Genomic DNA, 15,934 nt, shown 5'->3' on the forward strand with positions numbered 1-15,934 from the left:
CAGTAAATTGCATACCTCTTTACCGCCACGCGTGGTGGCAGATGCGCTGTGGCTGCTGACTGCGCGTTCGCGCGGTGGCCGGCACTGGCTGCACAATGCCACTTGCGACATCCAGGCCATAGAAATTGCCGGACAAAGCCAGCCCGTGAGTTTGCTGGACAGCAGCAACTGGCAAGAAAGCTATGTTGCCAGTCCACGTTCAACCTGGTTGCGTTATCCACGCCAGGAGCTGCTGCGCGGCGCAAGTCCAGCCAAGGCACAAGCGATCAAACTACTTAGTTGTCCCATCCTTGGGCCACTTTCTGCGCTGTTCAAAGCCAGTAAACTGGACCAGGCAGCGATTATTGCCAATCACCTGGTTTCCACCAATTTGTACGCAGACTGGTCAGCAGATGACATCAATCAAACTACCGACAAGCTGCTAAGCACTTATCCACAGCGCCCACTGATGATGCGCAATATCTGTCCACAGGTAAACCCTGAACTGGCTGCCAGCCTGCTTGCTACCGGCTGGCAATTACTACCCAGACGCATGATCTACCTGTGCGATCCACAACAAACCAGCGTCTGGAAACACAATCATGTGAAACAGGATGCCCGCCTGCTCGATCATCCTGAAGTAGAAGTACTGACACATGAACACTTGCAAATGCAGGATATCGCTGTCTTGCAACAACTCTACCGCCAGCTCTTCATCGACAAACACTCTTACCTGAACCCAGACTTCACAGCCGCTTTCTTTGAGCTTTGTCTGGAAACCCAGTTTCTGGAAATGCATGCATTGCGCTGGCAAGGCCGCCTGGTCGGTGTGCTCGGTATTTATACCCACCAGGAAAATGGCTGGCTGACTACACCTTTGATAGGTTATGACACCAGCCTGCCTAAAGAACTGGGTTTGTATAGGAGATTGATGGCTTTATTACTCAAAACAGCCAGAGACAAGAAGCTGAAACTGCATTACAGCTCAGGTGCCAGCCAGTTCAAACGGGCACGCGGTGGCATGCCCCAACTGGAATATACCGCCATCTATAACCGCCACTTATCCACAACTGCAGTACAAAGTACTGCGCTTTTTGCCCGTTTACTCAGGACTTTTGCGCCAGCAATCCTAAAAAAAGCGGACGGGATTTAAGTAAAAAATATAAAAACAGACATGTTCGTCCTGTGGATAAGCCTATGCATATCCACAGGACGAACTGTGCAAAACCACGAAAAGTCTGACTGAGGTTTTTCTTATCCCAAAACCGTCCTTTTTTCATACAGGACTTATCAGTGCATCTATACATGAACTAAGTGCTTGTTTCTGTGGACAAATTAAGACTTATCCACAAAAAATCGCGACGTTAACTACTATTACTATGTATATATAAACTAATTATTTAATTAAACCCTTTTCGGAAAACCCTGGAAACTTTTTCTGAAAGACCTGGTTTTGATGCAAATAAAAAACGCCTGATTAAAAAATTTGGAATTTGATATTTACAATTCGATCTTTCAAAAAAAGCAGCTGGTCAACACCAGACACTTTTCATAAAAAACCTGGCCTCCAAAAAATAGGGCATCACATTTTTTTTATTGCAGACAAATTCAAGTTTTGAAAATTGCCTTGCTTTAAAAAACGCAGTCCATGACTTTGCAAGAGATCATCGACCTACTTTTTTCCTGAAATTCTTCCTTGCAGCGCTGTAAATCAGCTTTCTTTTGAAAATTTACGTTGAAAAACAACATTTCTAAAAAAATCTTTGTGGATAAGTCTGCTGATATCCACTGCATCTATTGTGTGTAACTCCGAATTCACTGATCAGCAGGTTTACTGTTCAGATTTTGTCCTGTGGATATACAGACTTTTATCACCGCCTTATCATTTGCCTAAGCGCTTGATCCTGTGGATGTTTACCGACTTATCCACAGCAACATGCCTGCGTTAACAACTATTACTATTTTTATATAAAGTTATTCAAGTTAAAGGTATCCACAGCTCAAAAAACGCAAAAAAACAAAAGCAAAAAACTGTCGTAGAATCCGTTACTCATTCAATCCTCAGGGACAAAACACCATGAAACTATGGTCAGGTTTACTATTTTCAGCCGTGCTGGCTTGCTCTGCTGCCCATGCAGAAAAACCGACTGAAGCCTCCGTCAAGGAATTGCTGGTATTGACGAATAGTCAGCAAATCCTGAAAAGTACCGAAGCGCAGATGGATGCCGTCATGAAAAACATGATGAAAGCTGTCCTGAAAGACCAAGCTATCAATGCTGACCAGCAAAAAATCTTGGATAAGTTTCGGGATAAAGTCATAGATATCCACAAGTCAGAGATGACATGGGAAAAACTCGAACCGATTTTTATTGAAATCTATTCAAATTCCCTGAGTCAGGAAGAAGTCGACGGGATAGCTGTTTTTTACAGATCCCCAGCAGGCAAAGCTTATGTCAGCAAAATTCCAGTCATCGTTCAGCAAAGCATGGGAGCAATGCAAAAAGTGATCACTCCCATGATGGACAAAATGATGGAAGCGTCCAAAAAAATGGCAGAAGAATTCCGTGAGCTGGAAAAAAATAAATAAATTGCAGAAATTTTTTTTATGTTTTAGATACAAATAAGAGAAATTAACGGATTTTAGTAATTTTTATGAAATGTGCCCTGCTTACAAAAATAAAACAGCACGAGCAAGGGCGCAATGACTGACACCAGGCATTTCATTTTCCTGGGCATGGGCACTCTTGGGGATATCTTCCCTTTTCTGAGTCTGGCTACTGAAATGCAGAGACGCGGGCACAAAGTCACCATGCTAGTGTCCCCGGTACATGCCCGGCATGCAGAGATGGCCGGGATTGCCTATGAAGTGCTGGGCAGGCAAGAAGACTATGACGCTGCCTTGCATAATCCAGATATGTGGAATACACGCACAGGCATGGCGGTAGTACTTGCCTCATGCAAATGCGTATTTAAAGAAATACCTGATTACTTTGCTACCCTGCCATCCGATCAGGATTGTGTATTGATCAGCCACCCTCTTGGTCTGGCAGCAGCAGACCTGGTGCGCAGCTTCCGTCCGGATATTCCCATCGTCGCAGCTTATCTGGCGCCATCCAATTTAAGAACTGTGCATGATCCCCTGGTCATGGGGGATTTATTCATACCGCGCTGGTTGCCGGTATGGATGCGTCACTGGCTTTGGGCTTACGCAGATAAAAATTTTGTTGATCCGGTAGCTGTACCTATGGTCAATCAGGCCAGGTTGGCCAGGAATCTGCCACCGATTACCAGCCTCGCACCGTATATGTATGAAGTACCAGACCTGAGTATCAGTTTTTTCCCTGCATGGTTTGCCGCAGTACAGCCAGACTGGCCGACAACTATGGCAATGGGAGAATTCCAGCTCTATGACAGCAGTCCGGCTACAGACTTATCCACAGAGCTCGAAGAATTTCTGGCCTCAGGGCCTGCACCTGCCATTTTTACCCCAGGTTCAGGGAACATACAGGCAAGTCATTATTTTGAATGTGCACAGCAGGCAGTGCAAAAACTGGGTTTGCGGGCGATATTCCTGAGTACTCACCGTGAGCAGATCGCCTCTGTCCTGCCGGCTGATATACTCTGGCAAAGTTATCTGCCATTGCGCAGCATCTTGCCGCGTGCATCAGCGCTGATACACCATGGCGGCATAGGTACGACGGCAGAAGCGCTAAGAGCAGGCATACCGCAATTGCTGACGCCGCTGGCATTTGACCAGTTCGACAATGCTGCGCGTGTACAAAATCTGGGTGCAGGTGATTTTCTGCGCATGTCGCGTCTGACTGCTGGAAAATTGACGCACAGCCTGTCACAACTGCTGGGCTCTGCATCAATCAAAACCAATTGCGCAATCCTTGCTCAGAAATTCAATCAAACTGGCCATGCAGATTCTTTATGTGATGCGATTGAAGCGATAGAATTAAAACAGAAACTATAAATTCCGCGTTAAATTTAAATAGCCAAACTTATCCACAGCTTATTATTGTCTATAGGTTTTCTTATGTACGATTTCAAGTGGTCAGATACAGAAAAGAAAGTTGCAAGGGCGGCGTATGACAACGCATTGCAAAAGGAAATGGCAGCGATCACGGCAAGATTTAAAGAACTTGCCAATGCTGTCAACTCTCCGGATGAGTTGTGGGAAATAGAAGCCTATCTACAGAAAGCCAGGAAAAGAATAGATACAAAATATGATTATCGTTATTCACGATTACCATTATTGCTGGCTCAACTCGTTTTTCAAAACTTGGTCAAACGTGAAGACTTACAAAAACTGTCGCAAGACAAGCTGGAAATCATAGACAGCCTGTTAGAGAAAGATAGAAATTATTTTTATGAAAGCGATCAATAATCGATAAAAATTTAATTTCCCGTTACACAAGCGAGCATCTCTACATCCATTTAAAACGCGAATACTTCGCATCGCCTGCAAAAAAACAAGTATCCAAAAAACTCGTAAAGCCACGTCCTGCCTGGCTCACAAGGCAGTTTCGCGCGGCTAAAATTACGCGACTATTCGACCAGAGTGAAGACTTTTATCATATCCAGCATCAATCACACGATTATGTCTGGAGTTTTTTATGTCTTTATCTTCTCAATCTTCGCCACCATTGTCTGCAGCACCCGCTGTCGCTGGCGGCAGTGTTTTTCTGAAATTGCTGCCTCTGACACTGGCAGTTTTTATCGGCTTTCTGACCATGGGTATGCAGCTACCCGTATTGCCGTTGTACCTGCATAACAGCCTGGGCATGAGTACCCTGGTCGTAGGCCTGGTCATCGGTGCACAATTTACCGTCGCCCTGCTGTCACGCGCCTGGGCTGGCAATTTTGCCGATATGCGTGGTACCAAACGGGCAGTACTCACGGGGGCCGTGATTATTGCCAGCTCAGGTCTGGTGTATCTGGCATCACTGCCCTTTGTTACTACACCGGTGGTATCGGTGTGGATATTGTTGGCTGGCCGTGTCTTGCTGGCCATAGGTGAGAGCCTCATGGTCACCGGAGCCCTGGGCTGGGGCATAGGCCTAGTCGGGCCGCAAAATGCAGGCAAGGTCATGGCCTGGGTAGGCATCGCCATCTACGGTGCATTTGCCTTCGGTGCACCGGCAGGTGTGACCATCCATGCGCAATTGGGATTTGCCGGCATAGGCATTGCGACTATTTGCACGCCGGTAGTGGCGTTGCTGGTAGCTTTATATATACCTTCTATCCCACCGACAGCTACTACCCGCATGCCTTTTTACAAGGTATTGAGTACAGTCATGGTACCCGGCCTGGGCCTGGCACTGGCCAGTATAGGTTTTGGTGTGATCACGGCTTTTTCTGCCTTGTTGTTTGCAGCAAAAAACTGGGGTAATTCTTCGCTTGCATTTACCTTCTTTGGTGTAGCTTTCATCGGTGCCAGGATATTATTTGGTCATTTGCCAGACAAGCTTGGTGGTGCCAGGGTCGCACTCGTCAATGTCGTGATAGAAGCTGCCGGGCTACTGTTGATCTGGTGGGCTGATACGGCCAGCATGGCATACATAGGCGTTGCTTTGACAGGCTTTGGCTATTCACTGGCCTTCCCCGGTTTCGGTGTAGAAGCTGCGCGCCGTGCTCCACCGCAAAGCCGCAGCGTTGCCATGGGTGCCTATGTCGCTTTTCTTGATATGTCGCTGGGCATAGTCAGTCCATTGGCAGGTTTTATCGCCGGGCATTGGGGTGTGGATGCTGTTTTCCTGGCAGCCAGCGTAGCTGTGGCTATGTCTTTACTGGTGGCTGTGCGTTTGCTGGGCAAAGCATCTGCAAGTGCATAAGGTGTTTAAATTTTGTAGGGTGCACCATTCGCACACCGCGACATGGGTACTACATCAATTGATCAGGCGTTCATGAAGCCTGATCAATTTCCTTTTTGCTTTTGACGCTGCTCAGGTAAACACAAAACATATCTGCCATGGCATCCGCATAGTCATCTATTCTGTCAGTTGGATAGCCATTTGTCGACACATGTTCACCGGCACTGCTGAGCGTGGTGGAAATCAGTTCTTCAACGATGGAACGTGTTGCTGCTGTTGCCGTGGGCAGCAATTCTTCAATAAATACCTGCATGGTCTGGTCCCAGTATTGCCATGCTTCCTGTGCTTCAGGATCATCGTTATACTGCGGGGCGATATCGGTCAGGGCGTTGCGCATCTGTGCTTCTTCACATTCTGAACGAATGAAAGCATGGACCAGGCTACGTAAGCGCTCCAGCGGTGCCTGCTGGGTATCCTGCAATATCTCGCGCAACATGCCGCCAGTCTGCCGCCATTCATCACTTTGCAGGCGAAACAGAATGGCCGCCTTGTTGGGGAAATACTGATACACAGAACCCACGCTGACGCCGGCTCTTTCTGCTACCCGCGCCGTGGTAAATTTTTGTGCGCCTTCGCGCTGTAAAACCTGGAGGGCCGCTTCCAGTATGGTTGCGACCAGATCAGCCGAGCGACTTTGCTGGGGCCGCTTTCTTGAAGAAATAGGAGGAGTCCGGGGTTTGCTCATGAAAATATGAATCACGCATTAAGGTCCAGTACAATTTTACCGCGGGTACGTCCGCTCGCGGAAAGTTCAAAAGCTTCCTTGATTTTGACTAGTGGCAAGACGGTCTCCACATATGCCTTTAATTTAACTGCTGCAAGCAATTTGCTGATGGACTCAAGCTGTCCTGAGTCAGGCTTGCACTGTACCCGCGCTACGCTTACATCATGTTGCACGTTTTCGTCTTTAGGGAAGGCTACCGAGGTGACTAAAAAACCTCCTTTTTTAAGCGTAGAAAATGCCCGCTTAAAAGTATCACCACCAACAGTGTCGAAAACCACATCGATGTCCCGCACTACCCGCTCGAATGCTTGTGCAGTGTAGTCGATAAAAGCATCCGCACCCAGGCTGCGAACAAATTCCTCGTTGCGTTGCGAAGCCATGGCTGTCACATGTGCGCCTGCAGCCTTGGCCAGCTGGATCGCCATGGAACCAACACCGCCAGAACCGCCGGTAATCAACAGGCGTTGTCCGCTGGTGAGTTTTGCCAGATCGAACATTGCCTGCCATGCAGTCAGGGACGCAAGAGGAACGGCCGCCGCATGAATGAAATCAAGCTGCGCAGGTTTAATGACCATATCGGCTGCCTTGACCACGGCATAGTCAGCAAAAGCACCGGATTTGACAATGCCGTAAACCGCATCTCCTTGCGTCAGGCTGGTGACGCCGTGGCCCAGCTTTACGATGGTGCCGCTCAATTCGCTGCCCAAATATATGGGCAAAGTCATGCCCATACGCTCACCCGCACCATCCCGGATTTTCCAATCTACCGGATTAATACCGGCTGCATGCACTTTCACCCAAACCTCACCATCTCCAACTTCAGGGCGATCAATCTCTATGCAATTCACCACATCATTGTCACCATATTCATTGATCACGATTGCTCTCATTTTTTCGCTGATGTTTTTGCTCATATTTTCGTTCATGCTTTATTCCTCGGCTCAATTTGTTCTAAATTTGTTCCCGCTTGGTGCAGCCATGATAGGCTAAGGGCTTTACGATGTGATGCCAGCATGCATCGCTGAAAGGCCAATTTGCAGCAAGCATCCTTTAGTCTTCACCGAGGCGTCAAATTGCAGGGCGGCGGCGAACCCATGCATTCCCATGGACAGGCGCAGCTGACCTTCGCCGCCTCGGGGATGGTACAAGTACATACAGTAGAGGGGCGCTGGCTCGTGCCCAGCCAGCTTGCAGTGTGGATACCGGCAGGAGTTGAGCACCATGTCGAGGTGCTGACGGATGCCGAACTCTGGATGGTGCACTGGGAACCATCCATCATAAAAGCCTGGGCGCCGCCAATACCGCTGGAGCGCGCATTTGCATTGCGGATAACCCCGCTCATGCGCACCCTCCTTGACACCGCTTTTGCAGCCAATACCACAGCGGACAAGAGCGAACTTGTCGTCAGGTTGATGCTGCACGAACTGACTGAAATAGAGCATGCGCCTACGTTTCTTCCTCTGCCAAAGAGCGCCGTTGGACGGCGCATTGCCAATGTCGCTTTTGGCGACCGTCGTAACCAATTGAGTGTGAATGAAATAGCCTCACGCGCCGCCACCTCAGTGCGCACCTTGAGCCGTGTGTTCCAGGCCGAAACCGGGCTCACTTTCAAACTTTGGCGGCAGCGGGCGCGTATCGTGCTCGCGATGGACAGACTAGCCCGGGGAGTAGCGATTGCACAGGTAGCAGCAGAACTCGGGTTTGCCAGTACAGCCTCGTTTTCATGTGCCTTCCGTCAGGTCACGATGCTGACACCGACGGATTTTATTGGCACCGCAGATAAAAAAAGCTCCTGAGATCAGGAGCTTTTTCTTTACAGCAACAGCATAGAAAACGATCAGGTCGCCAGTGTCATCAAACTCGCATTGCCACCGGCAGCGGTGGTATTCACACAGAGTGCCCGTTCAGCCATCAGACGCCACAAGGGTATTTCTGCATGGTCATGGGTTTCGACAACGGAGACGATAGCGTCATCCAGACCTGCAAACAAGAGTTTGTAATGCGACAGCAAGCCGCCTTCCACCAGGGCCAGTTGGGCACCGCATTTTTCTGCTTCGGCAGCAATGATGAGTTTGCTGACTTCGGCTGGCAAACCGGCAGGCAGGATAGCCATGGTTTGTGCAGGCAGTACTGGCAGGTTGCCAGTGGCTAGCGTTGCCGCCAGTTGGTTGATGATGCAATTGACTGTTGTTGCCGCGCAAAAGATGCGGCCACGCGGCGCAAACGACAGGGTATTACGTTCACCCGTCGGGCCAGGCAAGACCTGGGTCACTTTGTAGGGGCTGTTGTGGGCATAATGTTCACCGAGTTCGGCAATTTTTTGATGCCCCTGTTTTTGCGCCCAGACCAGCAAAGCTTCCAGCGCTGGTGGTGACTGGCGTTCATACACAGTATGTCCACCCAGACCAGTCACAGGTGTGCGTTGCAGGCGCTTCAGGTACAGCGGGCCGCCAGCTTTGGGGCCGGTACCGGATTTGCCTTCACCACCAAAAGGCTGCACACCCACTACTGCACCAACGATATTGCGATTCACATAGATATTGCCCACGTGGGCGCGGGAAATGATGAAATCAATGGTTTCATCAATGCGGGTATGGATGCCCAGCGTCAGGCCAAAACCGGTGCCATTGATCTGGTCTATCAATGCAGGCAAGTCATTGCGCTTGTAACGCAGGACATGCAGTACAGGGCCGAAGACTTCTTTTTTCAGATCGTCGAGATTAGCGATTTCTATGACGGTAGGCGCAACAAAGGTACCGGCGCGGCAGTTGGCTGCCAGATCCAGGGTATAGAAGGACCTGGCCTTGCCACGCATGCCATTGATATGGCTCATCAGATTGTTTTGCGCTTCGGCATCGATGACAGGGCCGATATCAATGCCCAGGCGGTCTGGCTGGCCTATACGCAATTCCTGCATGGCGCCGTGCAGCATTTCTATGGTCTTGTCGGCTATATCTTCTTGCAGGCACAGTACGCGCAGGGCTGAGCAACGCTGGCCAGCACTGTCAAAAGCTGAGGACAAGACATCATTGACGACTTGCTCAGGCAAGGCACTGCTGTCAACGATCATGGCATTTTGGCCACCGGTTTCTGCAATCAGCGGGATATCGATGCCTTCCGCCACCGCACGTTTCGCCAGTGTGCGGTTGATGATTTGTGCGACTTCGGTGGAGCCAGTAAAGATCACGCCCTTGACGCGGTGATCAGCCACCAGCTGCGCGCCAACGACTTCACCCGTGCCTGGCAAGAATTGCAGGGCACCACGTGGCACACCAGCTTCATGCATCAGTTGTATGGCGCGATAGGCGATCAGCGGGGTTTGTTCTGCCGGTTTGGCCAGCACCACATTCCCTGCGGCCAATGCCGCGCTGACTTCACCAATGAAGATCGCCAGCGGGAAATTCCATGGGCTGATACAGACGACCGGACCCAGCGCCTGGGTATTTGCGTGGCTCTCTACCTGGGCGGCGTAATAACGCAAAAAGTCTACTGCTTCGCGCACTTCTGCCAATGCATTCGGCAGTGATTTACCTGCTTCACGTATTGCCAGCGCCATGAAATCCAGGGTTTGCGCTTCCAGCAAATCAGCGGCTTTTTTCAGGGTGGCTGCGCGTTCTACCGGTGCTGTGGTTTGCCAGTCCATCGCATATTGTTCTGCCGCGTGCAGGGCGGTTTGCACATCCTGGGCATCGGCTTCTATGACCTCGCCAACGACATCCAGCTGGTTGGCAGGGTTATTCACAGGGCGCGTTTGCGTCGCAGATACCTGGCCATGCAGGATAGGCGCGGCTGTCAAACTTTGTTGGCTACTCTCGGCAAAGCGGGCGCTGATTTTTTGCAGTTCCAGCTCATTCGAGAAATCCAGGCCAGACGAATTTTTTCTTTCCTTGCCAAACAAATCCTTGGGCAAGGCGATGGCTGCATGTGGCGCACCACCGAGTTCACGCGAGACGGCTATCGGGTCGGCCAGCATGGATTCTATAGACACATTTTCATCAACGATCTGGTTGACGAAGGAAGAGTTAGCACCATTTTCCAGCAGGCGGCGTACCAAGTAAGCCAGCAAGGTCTGGTGAGAGCCTACCGGGGCATAAATACGGCAAGGCTTGTCCAGTTTGTCTTTTCCTACCACCTGGTCATACAAGGTCTCACCCATGCCATGCAGGCACTGGAATTCATAATCAGTGATACCGGCTTTTTGTGCCCAGGTATAAATGGTCGATAAAGTCAGGGCATTATGCGTGGCGAACTGTGGATAAATCACATCAGTCGCTGCCAGCAGTTTTTGTGCACAAGTCAGATAAGACAGATCGGTGTAGACCTTGCGGGTGTAGACCGGGAAGCCGCTCATGCCATCGACTTGCGAACGCTTGATTTCTGCATCCCAGTATGCACCCTTGACCAGGCGCACCATGAACTTGCTACCACTGCGGCGTGCCAGGTCAACCAGGTAGTCGATCACGAAGGGGCAGCGTTTTTGATAGCCCTGTACGACAAAACCTATGCCTTCAAAACCTTTGAGGTCGGCATCGAAGGCCAATGCTTCCATCAAGTCCAGCGACAATTCCAGCCTGTCGGTTTCTTCTGCGTCGATATTCAGGCCTATGTTGTATTGCTTGGCCAACAACAGCAATTTTTTCAGCAGCGGCAACAGTTCAGTCATCGTGCGCTCACGCTGGGCACGGGAATAACGCGGATGCAGGGCAGACAGTTTGACGGAAATGCCGGGGCCATTCTTGATACCGCGGCCATTCGAGGCCTTGCCTATCGCATGAATGGCTGTTTCATAGGCCTTGTAATAGAAGGCAGCATCCCTGGCGGTCAGCGCTGCTTCACCCAGCATGTCATAAGAATAACGATAACCGCGTTTTTCATTGTCCTGGCTGTTTTTCAGGGCTTCTTCTATGGTCTGGCCGGTGACGAACTGGTTGCCCAACATGCGCATGGCCATATCAACGCCTTTGCGTATCAGTGGCTCACCACCCTTGGCGATCAAACGTGTCAGCGCAGAACCCAGGCTTTGTTCGCTATTTGTGCTGACCAGTTTGCCAGTCACCAGCAAGCCCCAGGTGGCGGCATTCACAAACAGCGAGGGTGATTCACCCAGATGTTTGCGCCAGTCGCCCTTGCTGATTTTGTCGGCAATCAGGCGGTCGGCGGTTTGATGATCGGGGATGCGTAACAAGGCCTCGGCCAGGCACATCAGGGCCACGCCTTCTTCCGACGACAGTGAAAATTCATGCATCAGGGCATCAACACCAGAAGCGCGGGTGCGTTGTTGGCGCACATTGCTGACCAGACGGTGTGCCAGTTCTGCAACACTCTTTTGCTGGTCCTCATGGGCATTTACATTGCCGAGCAGCCATTGCACCGCATCTGGCTCGGATCGGCGGTATGCTTCGGTAATAGCAGTTCTGAGAGGGCTGGCAGGGGGAAGTAGCTCTGCCCGCAGGGCAGAAAAAGGCTGGTTATTGGCTGGCACGGTGATCGCAATCATATAAAAATAATCAAAACAAATATGATTTCATTGTATAGATGCTCTTCGATGATTAATTCTGGAAATCAGAACATATATCGAAATTTTCTATTTTGTGAGAAAATTATGCCGAATATTATTAATCACCACACTGACGATTTTTGACTTCTTATGCTCGACAAAATCAGTAAAAGAATTCTGGCCGAATTGCAAAACGATGGCCGTATCAGTAATGTAGAACTGGCAACAAGGGTTAACCTCTCCCCTGCTGCCTGCCTGGAACGCGTGCGCAAGCTGCAAGAGTCCGGCTACATACTAGGATACACAGCCCAGCTCAATCCACATCTGCTCGATGTGGCCCTGCTGGTTTTCATAGAAGTTGTGCTAGACCGCACGACCCCAGACGTGTTCGATGCTTTCCGGCGTGGCGTACAAGCCATCCCTGAGGTGCTGGAATGTCATATGGTGGCGGGTGGTTTTGACTATCTCGTCAAGGCACGTGTCAAAGACATGAATGCCTACCGCGACTTTTTGGGCAAATCCCTGCTGCAATTGAACGGTGTGCGTGAAACGCATACCTATGCAGTGATGGAAGAAGTTAAAAATACCAGCTGCCTGCCGATTAAATAGGCATTTGATTACTGGTGTTTTTCAGGTTCTGCAGGCTCTTTGGGATTTATCCACAGCCTGACATTCATGCCGCATTTCTCGAGGATGCGGCATGTTTTCATTTGCGCGCCTGATTCCTGATCAATGCTTGCCCGACAGCGCCAGCTTGATACCAAAAGAAACAAACATCAAACCAATGAAGCGGTTCAGCCACAGCGTGACAGCTTGATTGACACGCATGCGCTGTCTGGCAAATGCAGTCGAGATAGCGAGGAAGTGGCACCACAACATGCCATTGAAATTAAAGATGCAACCCAGCACGATCAAGGCCAAAGGTTTGTTGCTGGCATCAGCAGCGATAAATTGCGGCACGAAAGCCAGAAAGAAAATCGCGACTTTCGGGTTCAGGATATTCGTCAAAAACCCTTGCATGAAAATCTTGCGGTGGCTGAGTACTGGCAGGCTGGCTTTGGCCTCTGTGTCCGCTTGCGTTTGTTCAGCAGATTTTGCCTTGCTAAACAGCATGGATGCACCTATATACAATAGATAAGCCGCACCTGCCAGTTTAACGACAGTGAAGGCCATGGCAGAAGTCGCCAGCAAAGCCGACAAACCCAGTGCCGCCGCCATGATATGTACCAGCGTACCCGCACCTATGCCCAGCGCTGCCGCCGAACCCGCACGCCAGCCCTGCGTTGCGCTACGCGTCATGATGAGGATGGAATCGGGGCCGGGGGCGATATTGAGCAAGATACCGGCAATGATGAACTGGACGAGGTCTTGTGTGCCTAACATGGATACTCCTGAGTGGGATGGGCGGACAAGGGCTTTATTATAATCTGCGCAGAAGTGGGCCGTGTTTTACCGGTAAAACCATTGCCAGGACTGTTGCTTGTTTTCGGTGGGTGCGCCGTGCGCACCGGTTTTTTTATCGTGATTCAAAAGCATGGTGCGCATGGCGCACCCAACTGGTGGAACTGGAATTGATCATATTTTTAAAAGACAGCAATGATGAAAAAACAACTTGATTACGACTGGGTTTGCCATGCATGTACCACAGAAAACGGCAAATCTTTAACGCGGTGCCAGGCTTGTGGCTGTGCTGCTTTTGCCAGTGTGAGCGAGATGGAAGTGCATGCAAAAGGCCAGCGTAAAATTGATTTGCAGATATCGCGCGAACTGGCGATGACCGTGCTGTTTTGGTCTTTTATAGGCGGCATAGTGTTTTTCTTCAAATTGGCGGCATAAATTTGAAATGGGTGTTTTGAGCTCAGGCAATAAGCTTTTATTCAAAATGTTGCATAATGACGCTTTTGGTGTGCATTTTCGTTCAAATAGCGAAAAATAAGCGTTTTCACCGGGGCCGGTGAAGGCTGACCGCCAACTGTTCAATTTCTTCAGCATTTCATGTCTAACTCTGCACAAACAGCAACAACTCCCGACTTATCCACAGTGCAAACCCTGGCAGAATTATTTGCCTGGCGGGTAGCACAAACCCCTGATGCCGAAGCCTACCGGCAATTCGATGATGCACAGGGCCTGTGGATATCTTATTCATGGCAACAGACGCAAGAGCGGGTACAGGGTTTTATCAAGGCCTTGTCACCGCTGGCACTTGAGCATGGTTCCCGCATTGCCATCCTGCTGCCAAATGGCTTGCATGCAGTCTGCATGGACCAGGCCGTGCAGGCTTGTGGTTTTGTACCTGTGCCCATGCATGCGCTGGATAACCCGGCCAGTATTGCCTATATCCTCTGCGACAGCGATGCTGCATTTTTAATCGCCGCAAGCGACAGGCAATGGAAAGATATTGCCAGTGCAGGTCTGGACTTGCCCGCTCTGCGCCAGGTTGTTGTGCTGGAAAAAGAGCTGGATGCCGCAGCCTTGCCAGCCAGTGTTCCTGTTGTACAAATCGACGAATGGCTGGCCAGCGCAGCGCATCTGCAAGCCGCTGCAAAAGGCCCGGTATCCGATGACCTGGCAGCCCTGGTCTATACCTCCGGCACGACAGGCAAACCCAAGGGCGTCATGCTGACGCACACGAATGTGGTATCCAACGTCAAGGCAGTTGTCCACAGGGTGTCGCCAGTTATTAGCGATGTGTTTTTATCTTTCCTGCCCTTGTCGCATACCTTTGAGCGTACTGCCGGTTATTACCTGCCGATTGCGGCGGGTGCCTGCGTGGCCTTCTCACGCTCGGTCAAGCAATTGCCGCAGGATTTGCTGGAAGTACGGCCGACGATCCTGATTTCCGTTCCGCGTATTTATGAACGCGTGTATGGCGTGATCCAGACCAAACTGTCGGCCTCCAAACTACAGGCAAATTTGTTCAATCTGGCGATTGCCACTGGCTGGCGCCGCTTCAGCCGTGAGCAGGGTTTGCTCAAGGGTGATGGCATGACAGCCTTGTTCGACAGCCTGCGCTGGCTGGTGCTGGAGCCGCTGATCGCCAGCAAACTCAAGAACCAGTTTGGTGGCCGCCTGCGGGTGGCGGTCAGTGGTGGTGCGGCACTGTCGCAGGCAATTTCGCAATGCTTCCTGGGTCTTGGTATCCCTATCGTGCAGGGTTATGGCATGACTGAGACTGCGCCTGTCGTTGCCTTCAATGCGCCCGATGATAATGACCCAGCCACCGTAGGCCGGGCAGTGGAAAAGGTAGAAGTGCGTATAGGAGAAAATGCAGAACTGCAGGTGCGTGGACCGAATGTCATGCGCGGCTACTGGAAGCGTGAAGAAGATACTGCCAAGACCTTTATTGATGGCTGGCTGCGCACCGGCGACCAGGCTTCCATCGTTGATGGCCGTGTGCGTATTCTTGGTCGCGTCAAGGAAATCATCGTCACCTCCACTGGTGAAAAAATCGCCCCGGTTGATCTGGAACTGGCGATCATGAATGATGCCGTGTTTGAGCAAGCCTATGCCTTTGGTGAGAACGCTCCCTTCATCGCCTGTGCCGTTGTGCTGAGCCGTGCTTACTGGCTGGAGCTGTCGAGCTCGCTGGGCCTGAATCCAAGTGATGCCGCCAGTCTGAAATCACCCCAGGCACAAAAAGCAGTGGTGCAACGTATCAAGGCGCTGACCAAAGGTTTTCCTTACTATGCACAACCACGCGCCGCGATTTTGACGCTGGAACCATGGACGGTGGAAAATACCCTGATCACACCTACCCTGAAGCTCAAGCGCAATAATTTGCTCGCGCATTTTGCCGCGGACATTGAGGCTGTGTATAAGCGTTGATTTATGCACAGGACTGATGCTGCACGTCCGCAG

General features: G+C 50.6%; 13 protein-coding genes. 9 read left to right on the top strand and 4 right to left on the bottom strand.

Going from position 1 to position 15,934, the window contains the following annotated elements; translation table 11 throughout:
- Window positions 1-7: 7 nt before the first annotated feature.
- The 5 genes from ACO0LL_RS15280 to ACO0LL_RS15300 all read left to right on the top strand — a co-directional run bounded on the left by ACO0LL_RS15280 (window position 8) and on the right by ACO0LL_RS15300 (window position 5,816).
- Window positions 8-1,132 (top strand): hypothetical protein, encoded by a 1,125-nt coding sequence (locus tag ACO0LL_RS15280; protein WP_422951706.1) that lies wholly within the window; start codon window positions 8-10, stop codon window positions 1,130-1,132.
- Between the two features lie 924 nt (window positions 1,133-2,056).
- Window positions 2,057-2,566, top strand: a complete 510-nt coding sequence (locus tag ACO0LL_RS15285) for a DUF2059 domain-containing protein (protein ID WP_422951707.1) — start codon at window positions 2,057-2,059, stop codon at window positions 2,564-2,566.
- Between the two features lie 114 nt (window positions 2,567-2,680).
- The gene (locus ACO0LL_RS15290; RefSeq protein WP_422951708.1) at window positions 2,681-3,955 is read left to right on the top strand and encodes a glycosyltransferase; all 1,275 of its coding nucleotides are present in this window, start codon (window positions 2,681-2,683) and stop codon (window positions 3,953-3,955) included.
- A 63-nt stretch (window positions 3,956-4,018) separates the two neighbouring features.
- Window positions 4,019-4,369 carry a hypothetical protein gene (locus ACO0LL_RS15295; RefSeq protein WP_422951709.1) on the top strand — a complete coding sequence of 117 codons (351 nt, stop codon included), beginning with the start codon at window positions 4,019-4,021 and terminating at the stop codon, window positions 4,367-4,369.
- Between the two features lie 229 nt (window positions 4,370-4,598).
- Window positions 4,599-5,816, top strand: coding sequence for an arabinose transporter (locus tag ACO0LL_RS15300; protein ID WP_422951710.1), 1,218 nt, complete (start codon window positions 4,599-4,601; stop codon window positions 5,814-5,816).
- 70 nt (window positions 5,817-5,886) lie between these two features.
- Here the strand turns inward: ACO0LL_RS15300 and ACO0LL_RS15305 are convergent, their stop codons facing one another.
- Together ACO0LL_RS15305 and ACO0LL_RS15310 are read right to left on the bottom strand one after the other, a co-directional pair.
- Window positions 5,887-6,540 carry a TetR family transcriptional regulator gene (locus ACO0LL_RS15305; protein WP_422951711.1) on the bottom strand — a complete coding sequence of 218 codons (654 nt, stop codon included), beginning with the start codon at window positions 6,538-6,540 and terminating at the stop codon, window positions 5,887-5,889.
- A gap of 11 nt (window positions 6,541-6,551) precedes the next feature.
- On the bottom strand, window positions 6,552-7,505 hold the full coding sequence (locus tag ACO0LL_RS15310; protein WP_422951712.1) for an NADP-dependent oxidoreductase: 954 nt from the start codon (window positions 7,503-7,505) through the stop codon (window positions 6,552-6,554).
- Window positions 7,506-7,673: 168 nt separating this feature from the next.
- Here ACO0LL_RS15310 and ACO0LL_RS15315 point away from each other — a divergent pair, with 168 nt between their 5' ends.
- Window positions 7,674-8,375 carry an AraC family transcriptional regulator gene (locus ACO0LL_RS15315; protein ID WP_422951713.1) on the top strand — a complete coding sequence of 234 codons (702 nt, stop codon included), beginning with the start codon at window positions 7,674-7,676 and terminating at the stop codon, window positions 8,373-8,375.
- Between the two features lie 41 nt (window positions 8,376-8,416).
- On the opposite strand, the gene putA is transcribed toward ACO0LL_RS15315, so the two are convergent.
- Entirely contained in the window at window positions 8,417-12,076 is a 3,660-nt protein-coding gene (putA, locus tag ACO0LL_RS15320) for a trifunctional transcriptional regulator/proline dehydrogenase/L-glutamate gamma-semialdehyde dehydrogenase (protein ID WP_422951714.1), read from the bottom strand.
- A 150-nt stretch (window positions 12,077-12,226) separates the two neighbouring features.
- Here putA and ACO0LL_RS15325 point away from each other — a divergent pair, with 150 nt between their 5' ends.
- Entirely contained in the window at window positions 12,227-12,685 is a 459-nt protein-coding gene (locus tag ACO0LL_RS15325) for an Lrp/AsnC ligand binding domain-containing protein (protein ID WP_110254407.1), read from the top strand.
- 120 nt (window positions 12,686-12,805) lie between these two features.
- Here ACO0LL_RS15325 and ACO0LL_RS15330 read toward each other — a convergent pair whose 3' ends face one another.
- On the bottom strand, window positions 12,806-13,459 hold the full coding sequence (locus tag ACO0LL_RS15330) for a LysE family translocator (protein ID WP_422951715.1): 654 nt from the start codon (window positions 13,457-13,459) through the stop codon (window positions 12,806-12,808).
- 213 nt (window positions 13,460-13,672) lie between these two features.
- On the opposite strand from ACO0LL_RS15330, the gene ACO0LL_RS15335 reads away from it, so the two are divergent.
- Both ACO0LL_RS15335 and ACO0LL_RS15340 read left to right on the top strand, forming a co-directional pair.
- Window positions 13,673-13,912: a zinc finger Ran-binding domain-containing protein gene (locus ACO0LL_RS15335; protein WP_422951716.1), complete on the top strand. Its 240-nt coding sequence runs from the start codon at window positions 13,673-13,675 to the stop codon at window positions 13,910-13,912.
- Window positions 13,913-14,071: 159 nt separating this feature from the next.
- On the top strand, window positions 14,072-15,901 hold the full coding sequence (locus ACO0LL_RS15340; protein WP_422951717.1) for an AMP-dependent synthetase/ligase: 1,830 nt from the start codon (window positions 14,072-14,074) through the stop codon (window positions 15,899-15,901).
- Window positions 15,902-15,934: the final 33 nt, after the last annotated feature.

It is taken from the genome of Undibacterium sp. TC4M20W (assembly GCF_049340245.1).
Lineage (GTDB): Bacteria > Pseudomonadota > Gammaproteobacteria > Burkholderiales > Burkholderiaceae_D > Undibacterium.